16 protein-coding genes are annotated in these 18,654 nt (G+C 65.2%); 11 read left to right on the top strand and 5 right to left on the bottom strand.

The window, feature by feature from the left end; all coding sequences use genetic code 11:
- Positions 1 to 2 precede the first annotated feature (2 nt).
- Complete coding sequence (locus tag ACWTPI_RS31360; RefSeq protein WP_454733721.1) at positions 3 to 623, bottom strand: GbsR/MarR family transcriptional regulator; 621 nt, start codon at positions 621 to 623, stop codon at positions 3 to 5.
- A gap of 333 nt (positions 624 to 956) precedes the next feature.
- Here ACWTPI_RS31360 and ACWTPI_RS31355 point away from each other — a divergent pair, with 333 nt between their 5' ends.
- Positions 957 to 2,912 carry a hypothetical protein gene (locus tag ACWTPI_RS31355; protein ID WP_454733720.1) on the top strand — a complete coding sequence of 652 codons (1,956 nt, stop codon included), beginning with the start codon at positions 957 to 959 and terminating at the stop codon, positions 2,910 to 2,912.
- A 314-nt stretch (positions 2,913 to 3,226) separates the two neighbouring features.
- On the opposite strand, the gene ACWTPI_RS31350 is transcribed toward ACWTPI_RS31355, so the two are convergent.
- Complete coding sequence (locus tag ACWTPI_RS31350; protein ID WP_454733719.1) at positions 3,227 to 3,499, bottom strand: hypothetical protein; 273 nt, start codon at positions 3,497 to 3,499, stop codon at positions 3,227 to 3,229.
- A gap of 524 nt (positions 3,500 to 4,023) precedes the next feature.
- On the opposite strand from ACWTPI_RS31350, the gene ACWTPI_RS31345 reads away from it, so the two are divergent.
- Positions 4,024 to 4,506, top strand: a complete 483-nt coding sequence (locus tag ACWTPI_RS31345; protein WP_454733718.1) for a hypothetical protein — start codon at positions 4,024 to 4,026, stop codon at positions 4,504 to 4,506.
- 471 nt (positions 4,507 to 4,977) lie between these two features.
- Here the strand turns inward: ACWTPI_RS31345 and ACWTPI_RS31340 are convergent, their stop codons facing one another.
- Positions 4,978 to 6,054 carry a flavin reductase gene (locus tag ACWTPI_RS31340; RefSeq protein ID WP_454733717.1) on the bottom strand — a complete coding sequence of 359 codons (1,077 nt, stop codon included), beginning with the start codon at positions 6,052 to 6,054 and terminating at the stop codon, positions 4,978 to 4,980.
- Between the two features lie 148 nt (positions 6,055 to 6,202).
- Positions 6,203 to 7,168, bottom strand: a complete 966-nt coding sequence (locus ACWTPI_RS31335; RefSeq protein WP_454733716.1) for a LysR family transcriptional regulator — start codon at positions 7,166 to 7,168, stop codon at positions 6,203 to 6,205.
- A 131-nt stretch (positions 7,169 to 7,299) separates the two neighbouring features.
- Between ACWTPI_RS31335 and ACWTPI_RS31330 the strand changes: the two genes are divergently transcribed.
- The 7 genes from ACWTPI_RS31330 (at position 7,300) to ACWTPI_RS31300 (ending at position 15,063) form a co-directional block, all read left to right on the top strand.
- A complete protein-coding gene (locus ACWTPI_RS31330) occupies positions 7,300 to 8,664 on the top strand; it encodes an LLM class flavin-dependent oxidoreductase (RefSeq protein ID WP_454733715.1) in 1,365 nt (454 codons plus the stop codon).
- A 38-nt stretch (positions 8,665 to 8,702) separates the two neighbouring features.
- Positions 8,703 to 10,094, top strand: a complete 1,392-nt coding sequence (locus ACWTPI_RS31325) for an MmgE/PrpD family protein (RefSeq protein ID WP_454733714.1) — start codon at positions 8,703 to 8,705, stop codon at positions 10,092 to 10,094.
- Positions 10,095 to 10,167: 73 nt separating this feature from the next.
- A complete protein-coding gene (locus ACWTPI_RS31320) occupies positions 10,168 to 11,517 on the top strand; it encodes an MFS transporter (RefSeq protein ID WP_454733713.1) in 1,350 nt (449 codons plus the stop codon).
- 41 nt (positions 11,518 to 11,558) lie between these two features.
- Positions 11,559 to 12,920, top strand: coding sequence for an acyclic terpene utilization AtuA family protein (locus ACWTPI_RS31315; RefSeq protein ID WP_454733712.1), 1,362 nt, complete (start codon positions 11,559 to 11,561; stop codon positions 12,918 to 12,920).
- A 2-nt stretch (positions 12,921 to 12,922) separates the two neighbouring features.
- Entirely contained in the window at positions 12,923 to 13,249 is a 327-nt protein-coding gene (locus ACWTPI_RS31310; protein ID WP_454733711.1) for a DUF4387 domain-containing protein, read from the top strand.
- Between the two features lie 2 nt (positions 13,250 to 13,251).
- Entirely contained in the window at positions 13,252 to 13,875 is a 624-nt protein-coding gene (gene ribB / locus ACWTPI_RS31305; RefSeq protein ID WP_454733710.1) for a 3,4-dihydroxy-2-butanone-4-phosphate synthase, read from the top strand.
- Positions 13,876 to 13,884: 9 nt separating this feature from the next.
- Positions 13,885 to 15,063, top strand: coding sequence for a PrpF domain-containing protein (locus tag ACWTPI_RS31300; RefSeq protein WP_454733709.1), 1,179 nt, complete (start codon positions 13,885 to 13,887; stop codon positions 15,061 to 15,063).
- 226 nt (positions 15,064 to 15,289) lie between these two features.
- Here the strand turns inward: ACWTPI_RS31300 and ACWTPI_RS31295 are convergent, their stop codons facing one another.
- Positions 15,290 to 15,994 (bottom strand): FCD domain-containing protein, encoded by a 705-nt coding sequence (locus tag ACWTPI_RS31295; RefSeq protein ID WP_043366180.1) that lies wholly within the window; start codon positions 15,992 to 15,994, stop codon positions 15,290 to 15,292.
- A 115-nt stretch (positions 15,995 to 16,109) separates the two neighbouring features.
- Here ACWTPI_RS31295 and phnA point away from each other — a divergent pair, with 115 nt between their 5' ends.
- Positions 16,110 to 17,366: a phosphonoacetate hydrolase gene (gene phnA, locus ACWTPI_RS31290; RefSeq protein WP_454733708.1), complete on the top strand. Its 1,257-nt coding sequence runs from the start codon at positions 16,110 to 16,112 to the stop codon at positions 17,364 to 17,366.
- Entirely contained in the window at positions 17,363 to 18,649 is a 1,287-nt protein-coding gene (locus tag ACWTPI_RS31285; protein ID WP_454733707.1) for an alkaline phosphatase family protein, read from the top strand. Before phnA ends, ACWTPI_RS31285 begins: the two co-directional genes overlap by 4 nt.
- Positions 18,650 to 18,654: the final 5 nt, after the last annotated feature.

Raw genomic sequence — 18,654 nt, 5'->3', positions numbered from 1 at the left:
GACTACTCCTTGCGGGGACGGGCGGGCCGGGCCTTCGACTTCGTCCCGGGGGCGGGGGTCTCGGCGCGCGGCTTGCCGCCGATGGCGCTGCCGAGCTTGTCCTTCATCTCGAGCAGCTTGTTGACCTTGGCGCCCAGCTTCATCAGCTTTTCCAGCGTGGCCACGTCGAGCTTCTGGATGTCGCCGAACCAGCTCGTCACCAGCACGATCAGCCCGTACATTTCCTTCATGCGCGCCTGCGCATGGCGGTCCTCCGCGCTGGCTGGCGACTCCAGCTGGACCTCGCGCAGCATCGACAGCGTGGGGTCGATCTCGCGGCGCTTGCGCTCCTCGGCCAGCGTGCGGAAGATGGCCCAGACATCGTCCGGCGCCGAAAAATACTCGCGCCGGTCGCCCGGCTGGTGCGACAGCCGCACCAGGCTCCACGACTCCAGCTCTTTCAGGCCGATGCTGACGTTGGAGCGCGAGAACCCGAGCGCCTCGGCGATTTCGTCCGCGTTGAGCGGGCGCGAGGCGGTGAACAACAGGGCATAGATCTGCCCGACGGTGCGGTTGATTCCCCAGCGACTGCCCATTTCGCCGAAATGGAGCACGAAGCGCTGGATCAGGGGCGACAGGTGCATTGCTTGTCTTTTTTGTATTTTTAGTAAGTTGTGAAAGTTTAGTATGGAACGGCGGTGCGGAGGAGCGGTGCGGCAACACGTCGCTGCCGCGTCTGGCGAGGGAGCGTAGTCACGTCTCAGCGCTCTTGATACCCCATCGAACTACAGATTTCCAGAGATCCTGAGTGGCGGGCATTGCATGAGTTGCTGCCCGTACCATAATCGACGGCGGGGTCATGGCGGGCCGCAACTGACGTGCAACCCCTCCACCCCGCTTCACGAGCATGGCTTGCGCGGCCCCGATTGTGTAGGATTCGGCTCACTATCGAACGAAAAAACGGCAGGGATCCAATCATGAAGGCTCGGGGAATCGAGGTGCGCTGGGTGGCCGCGCTATGCGCGGCGTTCTTGACGGCATGTGGCGGGGACGATCCAGCCACCACCCCCACCCCGCCCACGACACCGGAGACTGCCGCGCTGGTCTCCGTCGCCGCCAACTCGAGCACGCCCACCGAGCTGCCCACGAGCGTGGTGGCGACGTTCAACGCGAAGGTATCCGCGCTGGGCGCCAGCTTCTTCAAGACCAGCGGCACCTGCGGCACGCTGCCGACCGCCACGCCGACGGTCGACGCCTCCGGCAAGATCGTCTCGGTGACGCTTGCCGGCAGCCACTGCAACGACGGCCAGACCGTGACCCTGACGCTGGACCCCAACGCGGTGACGTTCGACGGCACGGTCGGACAGAAGGGCGCGATCTGGACGCGCACGTACACCATCTCCGGCACGGCGCGCAGCGTTGGCGGCACGGTCAGCGGCCTCGCCGGGACCGTCGTCCTGCAAAACAATGGTGGCGAGACGTTGTCGACCAGCACCGACGGCACGTTCAATTTCCCGACGCTCGTCGCACAGGGCGGCGCGTATGCGGTGACCGTGGCCACCCAGCCCGCCGGGCAGACGTGTTCGGTCAGTCATGGCACCGGGACGGTCGGCGCCACGGCGGTCCAGGACGTGGCTGTCGTCTGCGCGACGAATACGCACGCCATCGGCGGCACGGCATCCGGGCTCGTGGGCACCGTGACCGTGCAGAACAATGGCGGCGATACGCTCGCCATTGCCGGCAATGGCCCGTTCACGTTTCCCACCGCGATCGCCGAGGGCGGTGCGTACGCGGTCACCGTGCAGTCGCAGCCCGCCAGCCAGACCTGCACCGTGGGCAATGGCACCGGGTTGATGGGGAGCGCCGCGGTGCAGAACGTCTCGATTACCTGCGCGACGAACACCTACACCGTTGGCGGCACCGTTTCGGGGTTGTCCGGGCAGCTACAGCTGCAACTCAACGGCGCGGACACGCAGACCGTCACGGGCAATGGCACCTTCACGTTCGCCACGCCGGCTGCCGAAGGCAGCCCCTACAACGTGACGGTGCTGACCCAGCCTGCCATCCAGACATGCATGGTGGCCAATGGCAGCGGCACCCTGCCCGCGCATAACGTAACGACGGTCGGCGTGTCGTGCATCACGAATACCACCACGCTTTCGGTGGCGGCCACGGGCGTCATCCCCGTCAACGGCGGTACGGGCACGATCATGGTGACCAACATCGGATCAAATGCGGCGACCAACGTGGCAGCACAGCTTCCGTCCGCGTGGTCGGGCGTGACGCAGGACGCCAGCAACTGCGCCGTGCTGCCCTCCAGTGCAAGCTGCATGCTGCGATTCACGTCGACGACGCCTTATGTCGCGCAGGGCGGCATCGCTGTCGCCGCGGATAACGTCGGCAGCCCCAATCCGACGACCGCGCTGGCGTTTAGTGTCGGCGGCGATCTCGTATTCGCGGTCACGAGCGCGTCCACCGCGAAGGTGGTGGGTTCGATCGACGTCGGCGTGGGCGTGTGGGGTGACATGGGGACGGCGGTCGGGGCATCCGCGCAGAGCCTGACGGATGGAGCGGGGAACACCTCGGCCATCGTCGCGTCGTTCGGCACGTCACTGACCTACGCGGCAAACCTCTGCAACGCCCGCACGTCCGGCGGCGTGCCTCCGGGGACGTGGTATCTGCCCGCGGCCTGCGAGGTCGGCGCCGCCGGCAACTCGGCCAACTGCCCGGCAGGCATCGCCAATGTCGAAGACAACCTGATGCGGCTGGGTTTCGGCAATCTGACCGGTCTCTACTGGACGTCGACGGAATATTCGTCCAACCCGACCAGCTTCGCCTGGCTCATGAACTATTCGTCGAATCCCGTGACGGCCATCCTGGTGGGGAAGCCCTTCCTGGTGAACGCTCGCTGCGTGAGGTCGGTCGACTATTGATTGAGTCAGGTTTTCTCAGGCATGGCCGATGAATTGAATATAACAAGACAGGCGCCGTCCTATATCCGAAGATCAGGAAAGAATCGCTTCAGAGCTGATTGCTAAGGTGCGGTAGTTTCTTCCCTAACCGGATGGTGGACATGTCGGAGTGCGACTACCACCGGCAGTCTCCCGCCTGCAAGGCCAGACCGTCGAACCACCAAGCGGCGCTTACCGGCCAGGAGCGGTCCTTAGTTGCCATCGCCTGCCGGACATCCTGTAAGCGTTTCAACTCCAAAAGCAGTCGTCCAAGGCCGTGCCGGGCCAACTGTGCGTCAAAAGAGCCATTCGGCTACTTCGCCCCGTTTGATCTGTTGTAGCGGGGCATATGTCTTTTGGATATTGAAGGGGTTCGCATGGGTGTCGTACCGATAAATGTGACGGAACAACCCTTCCAACTCTTCGACCTGTTCCCTCGTTATGTTGTCCCAAACTTCAAACACCGAGAAATGAGACCAGTCTTTTCCGGCATCTTCCCTGTGTTTTTTGAGTCGGCCCCGTGCTCCCGACTTTTCGCCTCGCGCCATTCCGATGTAGACCACGTCCATTTTTCCATGGTCCCTGTCGGAATATAAGACGTAGATACCGCGGACCCGGATAGGAACAGAGTTGATTTCACTCTTGGGCTTGAACTCGTAGGAGTTTTTGAACAGGAAGCACGGTGCTATGGGCATTTCAATGGATTTCGGTGATCGATCGCTGTATATCGGCAGATTCCCGAGAGACTTGACCGCCCCCCGTCTTCAGGCTCAAGGTTCCACTCGGTCGCGACGTTTGGACCTCCTCCCGTCACTTGGCCTTGTCCGGCTGCCAAGTGCGGCCAGTCGACGTCGACGGCTGAATTGCCGACAATCCCACCTTTGCCGACGTTTAGCAGGACGACATCGGATAGGCGTCGGTTCTACAACGCTCGTCGGTCGTATTCGACGTTGAACTACGTCACCGAGAAGTACTGGTCGGCTGCTCAGCAGGGACACGCGGCCTGATCGCCTCGCTATTGGATTCGCCAATCAGGGGTCAATGTCATGATTGAACAAAAAATTAATTGTGTCGGCCCGCCCCAGATACTTACATGCAAGGAAAATACAATCCCACTAGGCTTCTGCCGGCTCTGCGCTTATTTATCGATGCGCGAAACAGAGCCATTGAGAGTGGTTTTACCGATAGCGGCGGAGCCATCCATTCTGTTGAGCGAATCCTCGACATTCTGTGCCAGCGAGTGAAATATCCAAGCCTCAAGCACATCAACAATCTGAAGACGGCCGCAGATGCGGAATGCAGTGTGGGCGCTCAAAAAGCCCGTCAGCGTGGCGAGAAGGTTTTGATTGAGCATGTTATGCCGCAACGGGAGTTTGCACGAGCGGTTGTCAAAATTGTCAACGAGGGTGCGACGGATGACAAAATTCTCTCTTTTATCAAACCAAAATATCGCCTGGTGCTACTGACTCAAGAGGAAACGACCGAACTGAACCGGGTGAACAGGTCGCGTATGACGCCAGATAGACTGGCGGATGCTGGGATCAAGATTTTTCGCCGCCCCAAGCAAACGCCTTGAACAGCGAGCCTCCCCCGTATTGCGAACTGGGCTCCGCTCGCCGATTTCGCGAGGTAGGATAAGTGCTGGTCGACCCGATGAAAGCCTTGATCCCAACGGCCGGCGCCCGCGCGCGTCAGCGCACTCCTCGCATCGAGGTTGGGTCGTGGCATGCTGCCGGCAACTGGTGGTGTTGGTCTTGGGTGGTCAGCTGGCCGGTGTCGGCGTTGCCTCGGGTCTTGGCTCATTGTGAGCCCGCATGCGGTCGCCGGTCGATTCGCGCGGGGTGCCCGCTGGTGTGCCTGCCGGCAGTTGGTCGTCCCGCTGGCCCTTTGCCGGCCGGGCGCGGCTGGCGCCGCGGTTGATTAATATATTTGCCGGGATGGGCCTGAAGCGAAGATGGCATGCCGTATGGGCAGGTTGTCTCCCGATGTGGTCTCCTCATCAAACGAGGCATATGCGAGCTACGGGGCACTGTGGGAACGCATACCATCACTGAAGCTCGGAGAGCGCCTGTGCCGCGCGCCGAAGTCGTTGAGGCACCTCGCCGTCCCAATCCGACGCCATGCGCGACGCAGGGGCTGTGACGGAAAGCGCCAGGACCATATGTTCTTGTCGATCAAAGATTGGGGCACTAAATGCGTTCACGGGTATGTTGTGTAGTCGTGAGGGCGCCGTATTCGTAGCTCGCGCAATGCCGTGCGTGCGTGTTTCGAGTAATTCGGCATCGAGCGCTTCGCGCTGGGCATGCGTGTCCTCGCCCGGCGACCGGTGCATGCGCAAATCTTCGTCGATGAAGGCACGCGTGATCTCCGGAGGAAGGAACGCGGCGAATGCCTTGCCGGTAGCGCACTGAGTCGTGCCCATCACCAATCCCAGCCGGAGCTGGTCGCTGACTGGTTGGCGCGAGGGCTCCCAGTGAATGGCCGTTGGACCCCGATTGCCCCAGACCGCCAGGCAGAGTGTGTGCTCCCCCAGCGATTCCGCGATGGCGGGCATGGCGCTGATGACGTGCCGGACTACGTCAAGTCGTGCCGGCGACGAGGTGCCAAGGGGCGACAACGATGGCGCAAGTTCGTGCGACGAGGTCACCATGTACTTCCCGGCCCCGAATGCCAGTGGCCGCCGCAGTGCATTGACGAAACGCTCGATCTTGCCAAGGTACACAACGTGGTCGCCGCCGGGATAGGTCGCCACCTTCGTGCATTCGAGGTAAGCGGCCGATCCGGGCAGCACCGGGGCACCACGATGGCCATCCTCATAGTCGATCGACGCGAACTTGTCGTCGCCCGACTTGGCGAAATGATTGGAGATGGCGGTCTGGTCGTCCGCAAGGATGTTGACAACGAAGTGGTCGCTCTCGCGGAACGCAGGAAAGCTCCGGGAGCTCAACGACTGGCTCCAGAGAATCAGCGGCGGATCGAGCGACACCGAGCTGAAGGAGTTGGCGGTCACACCATGCGGCTTGCCCGACGGGTCGCGCGTGGTGATGACCGTGACCCCAGTCACGAAATTGCCCAGGACGTCGCGCAATTCGCGGGCGTCGAGCGGTTCGGTGGCGGCATGCATGACGGGTCTCCATGATTTGGCTTGCACGGCCAGAGTCTATGAAGACGGCGCGCTCGCAACAATTCGGCAATGATGATGAACCCATAGGCTGCGCCAATAAATCGACGTGGCAGATTGGCCGGGGAGGCCGCCGAATGCCGAGGCCGCGTCAGGAACGTCTGGACTGCGGCAAGGAGCGCTCGTCGCCGGCCACCGCGCGCCCCAGGAACTTGCAGAAGCTCGCCGCTGCCGTGCTGAGGTCGGTCTTGTACGGGAATACGACGCCGAAGCGGCGTGTCAGCGACAGGCCATCGACCGCCAGTGGCACGATGCTGACGTCACGACAGCGTTCGGCCATGCCGTGCGGCAACAATGTGATGCCCATGCGGGCATCGAGCATCCCCATCAACGTGTTCAGATTCCCGACCATTTTCGAGGGCGGCAACGAGAATCCCTGCTTTTCCATGGCTTCGGCAATACGGGCGCGCACGGGCAGGTATTGCTCGATCAGCATCAGCGGGTGGAAGGCCAGCTCGCGCGCGCCAACGCGCTCCAGGCTCGCCAGCGGATGAATCGACGGCACCACCAGGACCATCGTCCCGTTCCACAGGTGCTGGAACTTGTAGCTTGACAAGTCGATCTCGTCTAGCGACATCACCGCGACGTCGGCATCGCCACGATCCAGTGCGTTTAGCGCCTCGGTGTATTTCACGTCGAGAAGTTCCATCTGGACGTCAGGGTACCTTTCGCCATAAGCCTGCAGGATGGCGGGCATGCTCAACGCGGCAATCATGGGCGTGGCGGCAATCACCACGCGCTGGCGGGCCTGCCTGATCCTTTGCCGGAACTCTCCTACCAGCTCGCGCAGTCCATGCAGTGCCGCCCGGGCGGCCGCTTCGGCGCGCCTGCCGTCGTCGGTCAGTTCCACGCGCCGCGTGGTGCGGGTGAGCAGTGTCGTGCCCAACGCCGCTTCGAGACGCTGCACGCGTCCGGTTACCGAGGGCTGCGTGACGTGCATCCGCTCCGCTGCCTGGCTGAAGCTTCCAGTCTCCGCGACGGCGAGGAAGGTCTCGATCTCGGCCAGATCGACGCCGGCGCTGGATATGGCGTCGCCGATGGGGCGTGCTGGGGGCATGGGTGCGAGTCTCCGTGATTTATTGGCTTTGCGAATAATTGTATCGGGCTTGATGATTTGTTCAAGGCGTTGGCGTCGTCAAGAATGCATTCCACCTGCCGAACACGGCACTGAATGGAGTCCAACGCATCATGACCTCGCCATCGTCCCGCCAGATGCACCTGGTGGCCTTCCTGCAGGCGCAGAATTGTTCGAACTATGTCGGTTCCTGGCGCCATCCCGCCACCATGTCCGACTTCCTGTCACCGGAGTACTTCCAGCGCATCGCGCGCACGCTGGAAGATGGCCTGTTCGACATGGCTTTCTTCGACGACCGGCTGGCCATGCCCGACATCTACGGCGACGACCATCGTGAAACCGTGGCGCACGGCGTGCGGGCCGTGAAGATGGATCCCACGCCCGTCCTGATGGCGATGGCATCGGTCACCTCGCGCCTTGGGCTGGGCGCGACGTACTCCACCACGTACCACGAGCCGTTCCACGTGGCGCGGCTGTTTGCCACCATGGACCTGATGACGAAAGGCCGCGTGGCGTGGAACGTGGTGACCTCGCTCAATGACTCCGAAGCGGAAAACTTCGGCCGCGACGCGCACGAAGAGCACGACGCGCGCTATGACCGCGCCGACGAGTTCATGGAAGTGGTGATGGGCCACTGGGATTCCTGGGAGGATGATGCGCTGATCCTCGACAAGGAGAACGACCGCTTTGCCGATCCCGACAAGGTGCATCGGCTCGACTATCGCGGCAAATACTACAAGTCGCGCGGGCCGCTGCCGGTGCCGCGTTCGCGCCAGGGGCACCCGGTGCTGCTGCAGGCCGGGCAAAGTGGGCGGGGCATTGCCTTTGCCGCGCGCTGGGCCGAGCTGGTGTTTGCGGCCTATCCCAACCTGGACGCGGGCCGCAAGCAATACGCGCAGCTGAAGCGTGCCATCGCCGAAGCGGGCCGGGATCCGGCGTCGGTCAAGGTGGCGCCGGCCGTCAAGGTGGTGGTGGCAGAGACCGAATCGCAGGCGAAAGAGCAGTTCGCGCTGATCGATTCGCTGGCGCGGCCCATCGATGGCCTGGCGCTGCTGTGCGAAGTGCTCAACGTCGACTTCTCGAAGCGTGGCTACGACGAGCCGTTCACCGATGCCGAACTGGCCGCGGTGTCGTGGCACAGCCTGCGCGACCGCGTGATCGCCAAGAGCGGCAAGCGCAACCCGTCGGTGCGCGATTTCGTGGAGGCGTCCGGTCGCGGCACGGTACGTGAAGGCCCGTGCTTCGTCGGTACCGCGAAGCAGGTGGCCGACGAGATGGAAGCCTGGTTCCGGGATGCCTGCGACGGCTTTGTCGTCCAGGCGCTTTCGGTACCTGGCAGTTACGAGGACTTCGTGCGGCTCGTGGTGCCCGAACTGCAGCGGCGCGGTCTGTATCGCAATGCGTACCCGGGCCAGACACTGCGCGACTCGCTCGGCATGGATCGCCCGGCGACCCGCGCGTGGCGCCAGACCGCCTGATCCGACCGCTACCAGGATACCAACATGGAGACATACGCATGACTGCGACGGACAGCCCCGCACTTTCCCCCACGCAGGCGGAGCAGCTTGCCGCTTTTGCGCTGAACCTGCGCTACGAAGACATCCCCGGGGACGTTCTCGACCTGGCGCGCGAGCACCTGCTCGACGTGATCGGCATCGCTCTGGCCTCGAACACGTTCGAGTTCGCCCCGGCCACGCTGGAGGCCGCGCAGACCCTCGGCAGTGGCACCGACGCCACGGCCATCGGCAGTGGCAGGAAGCTGCCAGCGGCATCGGCGGCGCTGGTCAATGGCGTGCTGGCTCATGGGCTCGATTTCGACGACACGCACATTGGCGCGATCTATCACGCCAGCGCCCAGGCGATGGCCACGGCGCTGGCCTGTGGCGAGGCCAACCGCGCCAGCGGCCGGGACGTGCTGGTGGCATTCGTGGTCGCACTGGAGATCGGCTGCCGGCTGGCGGCAGTCGGGGCGGGCAGGTTTCATGACCGGGCTTTCCATCCCACCGCGCTGTGCGGCACCTTCGCGTCGGCGGCCGCGGCCGGGCGTCTGCACGGCATGACACAACAGCAACTGACGTGGGCGCTGGGGCTGTGCGGCAGTCTGGCCTCGGGCATCCTGGAGAGCGGAAAGTCCTGGCTCAAGCGTCTGCATCCGGGCTGGGCCGCGCATAGCGGCATCGCTGCGGCCGCGCTGGGGCGTGCCGGTTTCCAGGGGCCAGCCACCGTGCTCGAAGGGCACAGGGGCTTCTATGCCGCCCATATCGAAGCCGTGCCGGAGGAGGGCAACGCCCCGGCCCGTGCGCTGGGCAGCGAATGGCAGACGCGAGGCATCGCGCTGAAGCCCTATCCGTGCTGCCACTTCATCCATGCCTTCGTGGACGCCGCGCTGGAGTTGCGAGGCCAGTTCGCGCTGGATGATATCGAGCGCATCGATTGCCCGCTGACGCCGATGCTGCACAAGATGGTGGCCGAGCCGCGCGAGCGCTGCATCCGTCCCCCCACGCCATATGCCGCGCTGTTCAGCGTGCAATACGCCGTGGCCGTAGCGCTGGTCAAGGGACGCGTCGACCTGGCGACGTTCCACGATGAGCCGATCGACGATCCCGCCGTGTTGGCTGTCGCGGCCAAGACCTTCTGCGTGCCGGACACCAAGAGCGATTTCCCGAAACACTTCCCGGGTGAGGTGGTGGCGACGCTCAGGAGCGGCCGGGTGTTCCGCTGCCGTATGGCGACTAGCCTTGGCACGCCGGACAATCCGATGTCGCGCGACGCATTGCTGGCCAAGTTCGTGCTCAACGCATCGCGCGCCATCCCGCGCGAGCAGGCCGAATCGATTGCGCGGGCCGTCTTCGCCATTGACGATGCGCCGTCGCTGGCGCCGTTGATGGCGCTCTGCACGATGCGTTGAGCACCGGACGCTCAACGCGATGCAACCGGACGCGGGGTCCATGTCACCCCGCGCCGTCCACGATGGAGACAACATGCCGTACAACGCCTCGCAGCGGCTCGACCGCCTGCCGGAATCCTCATTTCACCGGCGTCTGGCCGCACTGATCGGTGCCGGACTGTTCTTTGACGCCTTCGACCTCTATATGGCCAGCGGCATCATGGTGGCCCTGGCCCGCGAAGGTTGGGGCACGATGCAGGCCAATGGCCAGTTCGTATCGGCCGGCGCGCTGGGCGCGTTGCTCGGCGCGGCGCTGGCCGGATGGCTTGGCGACCGGTATGGCCGCCGCTTCGCGTTCCAGTTCAACCTGATCTTGTTCGGCGTCATGTCGCTGGCTGCCGCGGTAGCGCCATCGATGGGATGGCTGATCGTGTTTCGCTTGCTGATGGGTATCGGGCTCGGAGCGGAGATCGTGGTCGGTTACGCCACCATCACCGAGTTCGTGCCGCCGTCCAGTCGCGGAAGGTGGGGCGCGGTGCTGTTCTTCTGCGCCACGGCGGCCTTGGTGGGTTCGAGCCTGGTCAGTTACTGGGTGATTCCGAGTCTGGGATGGCGCTGGATGTTCGGCATCGCCGGCGTGGGAGGCGTGCTGGTGTGGTTCTTGCGCAAGGAGCTGCCGGAATCGCCGCGCTGGCTGGAATCAGTGGGACGTCACCGGGAAGCCGATGCCATTCTGGCGCGCATCGAGACCATCGCCGAGCGTGAGCACGGGCCCTTGCAGATACCCGCGGAGATCACCTTCAGCGCCCCCTCGGTCTATCGCTTCGGCGACCTGTTTCGCGGGCAGCTGCTGCGCTCGACCGTCCTGGCGGTGGTCATGAATGTGGTTGGCCTGTGCGCAATCTATGGATTCATCATCTGGCTGCCCACGTTCCTCGTCAAACGCGGCTTGTCGCTGACAAGTTCACTCGGCCATACGGCGATGATGGCGGGCGGCAGCCTGCTTGGGATCGTGCTGGGCGGCTATCTGTCCGATCGCTTTCCGCGCCGGCGGCTGCTGATCGTGAACTCGGTGCTGTGCGCCGGGCTTGGGCTGCTGTACCCCAACATGGCCACGCTTGCTCAGACGACGGTGGTGGGCTTCCTGCTGGTGGCATCGCTCTACTTTACGGGAACGATTGGATTTTCCACCTATGTGCCCGAGCTTTTCCCGACGGAGTTGCGGCTGCGCGGCACCGGTCTGGCGAGCGCAGCAGGGCGGGGCGCTTCGATTCTTGCGCCCGTGACCGTGGCGGCGCTCTACGAGCTCAATGGCGTGCAAGGCGTGACGCTGGCGCTCGTACTGATGGGTGCCATCCAGGCGGTGATGATCGCCTGGCTCGGTATCGAAACGACACGACGTTCGCTGGACGAGGCGTTTGGCAGTGAGACCGCGGGGCGGTAGCGCGCCGCGGTGGCTTCAGTCCCATCTTGGAAGGAGAGGCAATGAAGGAAATCAGGATCGTGACGCCGGTCGGCATGCTCGGGTATGGCATCCCGGTGGAAGACTTCAACCGCGCCATCGAGGCCGGCGCGCAGGCCGTCATCGTTGACTCGGGGTCCACGGACCCCGGGCCCTATCAGCTTGGCCTGGGTGCCATGCTCGTATCCCCGGAGGCATATGCGCGCGATCTGCGGGTCATCCTGCAAGGTATTGGCCCGCGCAGGATCCCGCTGCTGATCGGCTCCGCAGGCGGGCCGGGCACCGCGCGCCATGTGGACGATCTCATCGCCATCATCGGCACGATTGCCGCCGAGCTGGGGCGGCGCCTCAAAGTGGCGGCCATCTATGCCGACGTGGACGCCGGCATCGTGCGCGACAGCCTGGCATCGGGGGGCATTGCGCCGTGCGCGTCGGCGCCGGCGCTGACGGTTGCCGACATCGACGGGTCGGCGCATATCGTGGCGCAGATGGGTGCCGAGCCCATTCTGAAGGTGCTGCGGGAGCAGCCGGATGTCGATGTTGTCGTGTGCGGACGCGCCTACGACCCTGCCCCGTTCGCCGCGTTCTGCATGCTGCATGGCATCGATGAGCCGGGCATCTACTGGCACATGGGCAAGATCATGGAGTGCGGTGGCGTCTGCGCGGAGCCGAAGGGCAAGGTCATCCTTGCCACGGTGCGCGAGGACAGTTTCGACCTGACGCCGATGAGTCCGCATGAGCGCTGCACGCCGCTGTCCGTTGCCGCGCATACGTTGTACGAGAAGACGCGCCCCGACCTGCTGGCCGGGCCCGGCGGCGTGCTGGACCTGACCGCTGCGCAATACGAACAGATCGATCCGCAGACCACGCGCGTGCGCGGCAGCGTGTTCCGGCCTTCGGATGGCTACCAGGTCAAGCTCGAAGGCGCAGCCATATGCGGCTACCGGACGATCTTCATCGGCGGCGTGCGCGACCCGATCCTGATCGGGCAGATCGATCCGTTCCTGGAGCGCGTGCGCGCGCGCATGGCGGGCATCTTTCCCGAGCTCGAAGGCGGAGAGGCCAGGCTGCACTTCCACGTCTACGGCAAGCATGCCGTGATGGGGCAGCAGGAACCGCTACGCGATGCTGTGCCTCATGAAGTGGGCGTGCTGGGCGAGGTGACGGCGCCCACGCAGGCACTTGCCAATGCCATCTGCAGCGCCACCCGCATTGGTGTGCTGCACATACCGTATCCCGGGCAGAAGGCCACGGCCGGCAACTTCGCGCTGCCGCTCAACCCGCCGGAGAACCCCATTGGACCCGTGTGCCGGTTCTCGATCTATCACCTGATGACGGTGGATGCGCCGGAGTCCCTGTTTCCCTATCGCATGCTGGAGGTCTGATCATGGCAACGCTGCGCGATATCGCCGATGTTATCCGGAGCAAGAACTCCGGGCCGTTCGAGATCACGTTCGACGTGATCTTTGCCGATGCCGACCGCTATCGCCATGTGCGCGACAGCGGCGTGCTCAATCCGCAGACCGTGCTGCGGCTCTATGGGGTTCCCGAGTGCGACCTGCTGACGTGCATGTTCTTCGAGCCCGCGCTGGCCTTCAAGTTCACGCTGCGCCGGCATGGCGACCAGGGTGGGGTAGGCGAGCGCGATACCTTCGGCGCGCAGCAGCATGCGCCGCTGATGACGCTCGAGGTGCCGGCATTCCGCGGAGCCTGATCATGCGGACCGATCCGATCGAGAGCGCGTTGGTCGCCATTGCCGCGGGATCGCTTGCCGTGGTGGTGGACGATGCCGGCCGCGAGAACGAGGGCGACCTGATCATGGCTTGCGAGGCCGCCACGCCGGAGACCATCGCCTTCATGGTGCGCTGGACCAGCGGCGTGATCTGCGCGGCATTGTCGGGCGAGCGGCTGGACGCACTGAGCCTGCCGCCGATGGTCAAGGAGAACACCGATAGCATGCGCACCGCCTTTACCGTGACGGTCGACTACCGACACGGCACCACCACGGGAATCTCGGCGTCGGACCGCGCGGCGACGCTGCGCGCCCTGGCCGACCGGGCGCGCAAGGCGGGGGATTTCAATCGGCCTGGCCATATCTTTCCGCTGCGTGCCCGCGCGGGTGGCGTGTTGCGCCGGCCGGGCCATACCGAAGCCGCCGTGGATCTGGCGCGGCTGGCGGGCATGCAGCCGGCGGGCGTGCTGGCGGAGGTGGTCAACGACGACGGCACCATGGCACGGCTCCCGGAGCTGGTGGCGTTCGCGCGGCGGCACGGACTGCCGATCGTCACCATCGCGGACCTGATCGCCTGGCGGCAGGCCAATGAACGGCTTGTGGCCTGAGGAGCGACGATGCCTCAAACGAACGAACAGGTGGCATACCGCTGCGTGCTGATGCGCGGAGGTACCAGCAAGGCGCTGTTCTTCCATGAGTCCGATGTGCCGCCACCGGGTCCGGAGCGCGACCGCATGCTCAAGCGGGCGATGGGTACGCCCGATCATCTTCAGATCGACGGTCTTGGCGGCTCCCGTCTGGTCACGTCCAAGGTGGCGCTGGTCCGTCGCTCTACCCGGGACGGTGCCGACGTGGATTACACGTTTGCGCAGGTCGACGTCGAGCGAGACCTGATCGGCTACACCGCGAACTGCGGCAATATCTCGTCGGCGGTGGGCCCGTTTGCCATCGACGAGGGCCTGGTGGCGGCCGTGGAGCCGGTCACGACGGTGCGGGTCTACAACACCAATACCGACAGTATTCTGGCAATGCAGGTCCCCGTGTCGCACGGCAAGGCCCGGGTGCACGGGAACTACGCCATACCCGGCGTGCCTGGTAGCGGCGCCGAGATACTGATGGACTACACCGATACCGTCGGCGCGAAAACCGGCAAGTTGCTGCCGACCGGGCTGGCGGCCGAGGTCATCGCGCTGGAAAGCGGCGGGGCGCTGGAAGTGTCGATCTGCGATGCCGCCAATCCGTGCGTCTTCGTGCAGGCGTCGACATTGGGGCTGACCGGTCATGAGTCGCCCGATGCATTGACTGGCGATATCGCGCTGATGGACGCCGTCTCGGAGATCCAGGCGAAAGCGGGGGAGCGGATCGGCATGTGGCCGGACTGGCGCAGCCAGCACAAGCCGGGCATTCCGCTGATGGTGCTGGTGGCGCCCGCCGGCGATTACCGGGACGCCACGGGCGCCATGCATGAGGCAGGTTCGATGGATGTGCGCGCGCGGCTGGTATTCCTGGGAAAGTGTCACGACAGCATGGCCGGCACGGGCGCGCTGTGTGCGGCAGCGATTTCGCGCGTGCCAGGCAGCGTGGTGCATCGCCTGCTGGGTGACAATGGCGCACAGGCGCAGTCGTTGCGGATCGGCCATCCACTAGGGGTAATGGCCGTGCGGGTGGAAGCTGAGCCGGACCGGCCCGGCGAGCCGAGAGATATCCGCCTGCGATCGCTGGGCCTTGCCCGCACCGCGCGTCGTCTCATGGCCGGAGAGATCTACCTGCCGGATTTGTCCCGGGAAGCCGGCTGATCCGCATCACCCGCGTGGAAGATGGCCAGGTTCCGTGAAAAAGTGGAGCGACATCGTGCCGCTGTTGCATTCCCGCCAGAGCCGGAAGCACGGATTCTGGAAACTCGGGGCTTCATTGACAACAGGGGGCGTCAACGACTTTGTCGCGGCGTGATCTGGCCGCCGGCCCGACGCCGGGCATGCTCCGCGAAACCCGGCACGCGGGCCGCGCCGGCGTTTTCCGTTCTTACCGGGCGCTCTCGTGGCCCTCGTCGTCCCCGGCGTGCTCCATCGCCGCGCGTACCTTCTGCAGGCTGGCCTGCGTGTGCCGGCGCAGCAGTTCGCTGGCGCGCTCGCGCTGGCGGCCGCGGATGGCGTCGAAGATCATCCGGTGTTCCTGCAGCGAGCCGGCCAGCGTCGCCGGGTTGTGCCGGAACGAGTAGCTGCGGAAGAGATTGAGCTGCACCACCACGCGCCGGTACGCATCGTAGAGTACCGGATTGCCCGAGCCCCGGGCCAGTTCGTCGTGGAACTGGAAATTCAGCGCGGCATAGGCTTCCACGTCCAGCCGGGACACCGCGTCCTGCATGCGGTCCAGCACTTGTGAAATGGCCTCCTCGAGCGCCGCCGACATGTTGTCCGTGGCGGTCTCGCCGATCAGTCCTTCCAGCGGGATCCGCACCTGATAGAGGTATTCGGCCTGGCGCAGGTCCAGGTTGCGGACGCGCACGCCGATGTTTTTCTCGAATTCGACCAGGCCGCGCTCTTCGAGCATGCGGAACGCTTCCCGGACCGGGCCGCGCGAGATGCCCATGTCATTGGCCAGCGCCACCTCGCGCAGGGGGACGCCGGGCAGGATTTTCCCGGAAGCAATGCGCTTCTCCAGCTCTTCGTACACCAGGCCGGTCAACGATTGCGTGCGCAACACTTCAAGTGCGTTCGGCGAGTTCATGTGCATTTGGCAAGTTCAGGCGTGCATTATACCGATCTTCCGTCTAACTGCAGATTGTCAACAATATGCAATAAAGCGAGGGCATCATGCCGAACGAAACGTCAGTACAAGGAAAATGATGCAGCGCGCAGTGGAAGTGAGCGGCAATACCTATCTGTGGCCCGGGCGGCCTGTCGTGGTCGTCTGCATCGACGGGGGCGACCCGGAATACCTGAGCCGGTTCCTGGCCGACGGCAGCGTGCCGAACATCGCGCGCTTCGTCCGGGAAGGGTTCGCCACGGTGGCCGACGGCTCGATGCCCTCCGTCACCTGCACCAACAATATGTCCATCATCTGCGGCGTGCCGCCTTCGGTGCACGGCATCTCGGGCAATTTTTACCTGGACGCGGCGACCTGGGCGCCCGTGGCCATGACGGGGCCCGAGCTGCTGCGCAGCGCCACCATCCTCTCGGCCTTCGCCAACGCGGGCGCCAGGGTCGTGTCGATCACGGCGAAGGACAAGCTGCGGCGCCAGCTGGGCAAGGACCTGGACGTGTCCCGGGGGCATGTGTCGTTCTCTTCCGAGCACGCCGACCGGTGCACGCTGGCCGACAACGGCATCGAGAACGTGCTGGAGTACGTCGGCATGCCCAAGCCCGACATGTATTCCACGGCGCTCTCGCTGTTCGTGCTGGAGGCGGGCATCAAGCTGCTGGCGGAACGCCGCCCGGACCTGATGTACCTGTCGCTGACGGACTACGTGCAGCACAAGTTCGCCCCCGAGGATGCCGAGGCGCGCGCGTTCTATCGCCAGCTCGACGATGCGTTCGGCCGCCTGGCGGGGCAGGACATCGTGCTGGCGCTGACCGCGGATCACGGCATGAGCGACAAGAGCAATGCCGCCGGCGAACCGAACGTGATCTGGCTGCAGGACGTGCTCGACGCGAAGTTCGGTGCCGGCGAAACCACCGTGATCTGCCCGATCACCGATGCGTTCGTGGCCCACCACGGCGCCCTGGGCGGATTCGTGCGCGTGTGGAGCAAGGGCAAGGTCGCGCCGCAGGCGATCATCGACGCGGTCTCGGCGCTCGACGGGGTCGACCTGGCGCTGGGCCGGGAGGCCGCCTGCCGGCTCTTCGACCAGCCCGCCGACCGCGAGGCCGATGTGGTCGTGGTGGGAAGAAAGGACGTGTGCATCGGCAGCGCCGCGAGGCTGCACGATCTCGCCGGGCTGAGGGGGCACCGGCTTCGCACGCACGGCGCGCTCGCGGAAACGAAGGTGCCGTTCATCCTCAACCGTCCGCTCAACGAGGCGTACCGGCAAAAGGCCGCCTGCATGCCGATCGACAGCTGGCGCATCTTCGACTTCGCGCTCAACGGGGTGCAGCCGTGAACCGCAGGCGAGCGGTCGTGGTCATCTGCGACAGCCTGCGCCGCGACCTGGTCTCGCCGGCGAACAGCCCGCTGCTCACGGGGCTGGCGGCGCGGGCCACGTGGTTTGCGGACGTGCGCAGCGTGTTCCCGTCGACCACCCGCGTCAGCTCCGCCTCGATCGCAACCGGATGCTGGCCGCGCCGCCACGGGCTGCTGGGCAACTGCATGCTGCTGGAGCAGCCCGACGGCCTGCACAACCACTCGGTCGGCAAACCGGCGTTCCGCGAGCATCTGCGCGCCGCGACCGGCCGCACGCTGTGGGTGCCGACGCTCGCCGAGCGTCTGGCGGCGCATGGCGGCGCGCGCATCTATTCCAACGTGTCGCCGGGCGCGGCCTATTTCCACGACCCGGATGCCCACGGCCACGTGTATCACCGCGCGGGGTCCTACGGCCCGGGGCACGTGCCGCACACCGGCGCGCAGGCGCTGGACATCGCCAGCGGCGCGGCGGGCGACGCGGAGATGACCGAACGCTTCTGCGCCATGCTGCTCGCCGACGACGCCCCGACGCTTGCCACGCTGTGGCTGTCCGAGCCGGATCATTCCGGTCACGGGCAGGCACTCGGCTCGCCGCCGCACCTGCGCGCCATCGGGCATGCCGAGGCCTGCCTGGCGCGCGTGCTCGAACACGTGGGCCGGCTGCGCGAGCGCGGCGAGGACGTGCTGCTGCTGGTCGGCTCGGATCACGGCATGGAAACCGTGCTCGGCGAGATCGACGTCGAGCAGGCGCTGGTCGACGCCGGCCTCAAGGATGGCAGGGAAAGCCGCGAAGTGGTGGTGGCGCCGAACGGAACCTCGTTCGTGCTCGGGGTCATGCCCGCCGCCGCCGCGCGCATTCCGGCCATCGTCGAATTCCTCCGCGGCCAGCCGTGGTGCGCGGAACTGTTCCACGGCGAGGCGCTGGCGCGCATCGGCATGCCGCAGGACCAGTCCGTGTGCACCCTCGCGGTCACGATGGGGCACGTCGACAGCGTCAACGTGCACGCCGTCGCGGGCGCGAGCTGGATCGTGGCCGACCATGCCGACCCCAAGTCATACGACGGCCGCGGGCAGCACGGCGGGCTCGGCGTCAACGAACAGGCGCCGTTCCTGATCGCGCAAGGCGGCGGCTTCGGCCCCGGGCGCGTCAGCCGGCATCCCGTCGGCCTGGTCGACTACGCCCCCACCATCCTGCGGCATCTCGGACTGCCCGCCGATGGCATGGACGGCGAGGCCATTCCCTTCCCGGACTCTTCCAACTGATCACC

This window comes from Cupriavidus ulmosensis (assembly GCF_977008105.1).
This window is presented reverse-complemented; position numbering and strand designations above follow the sequence as displayed.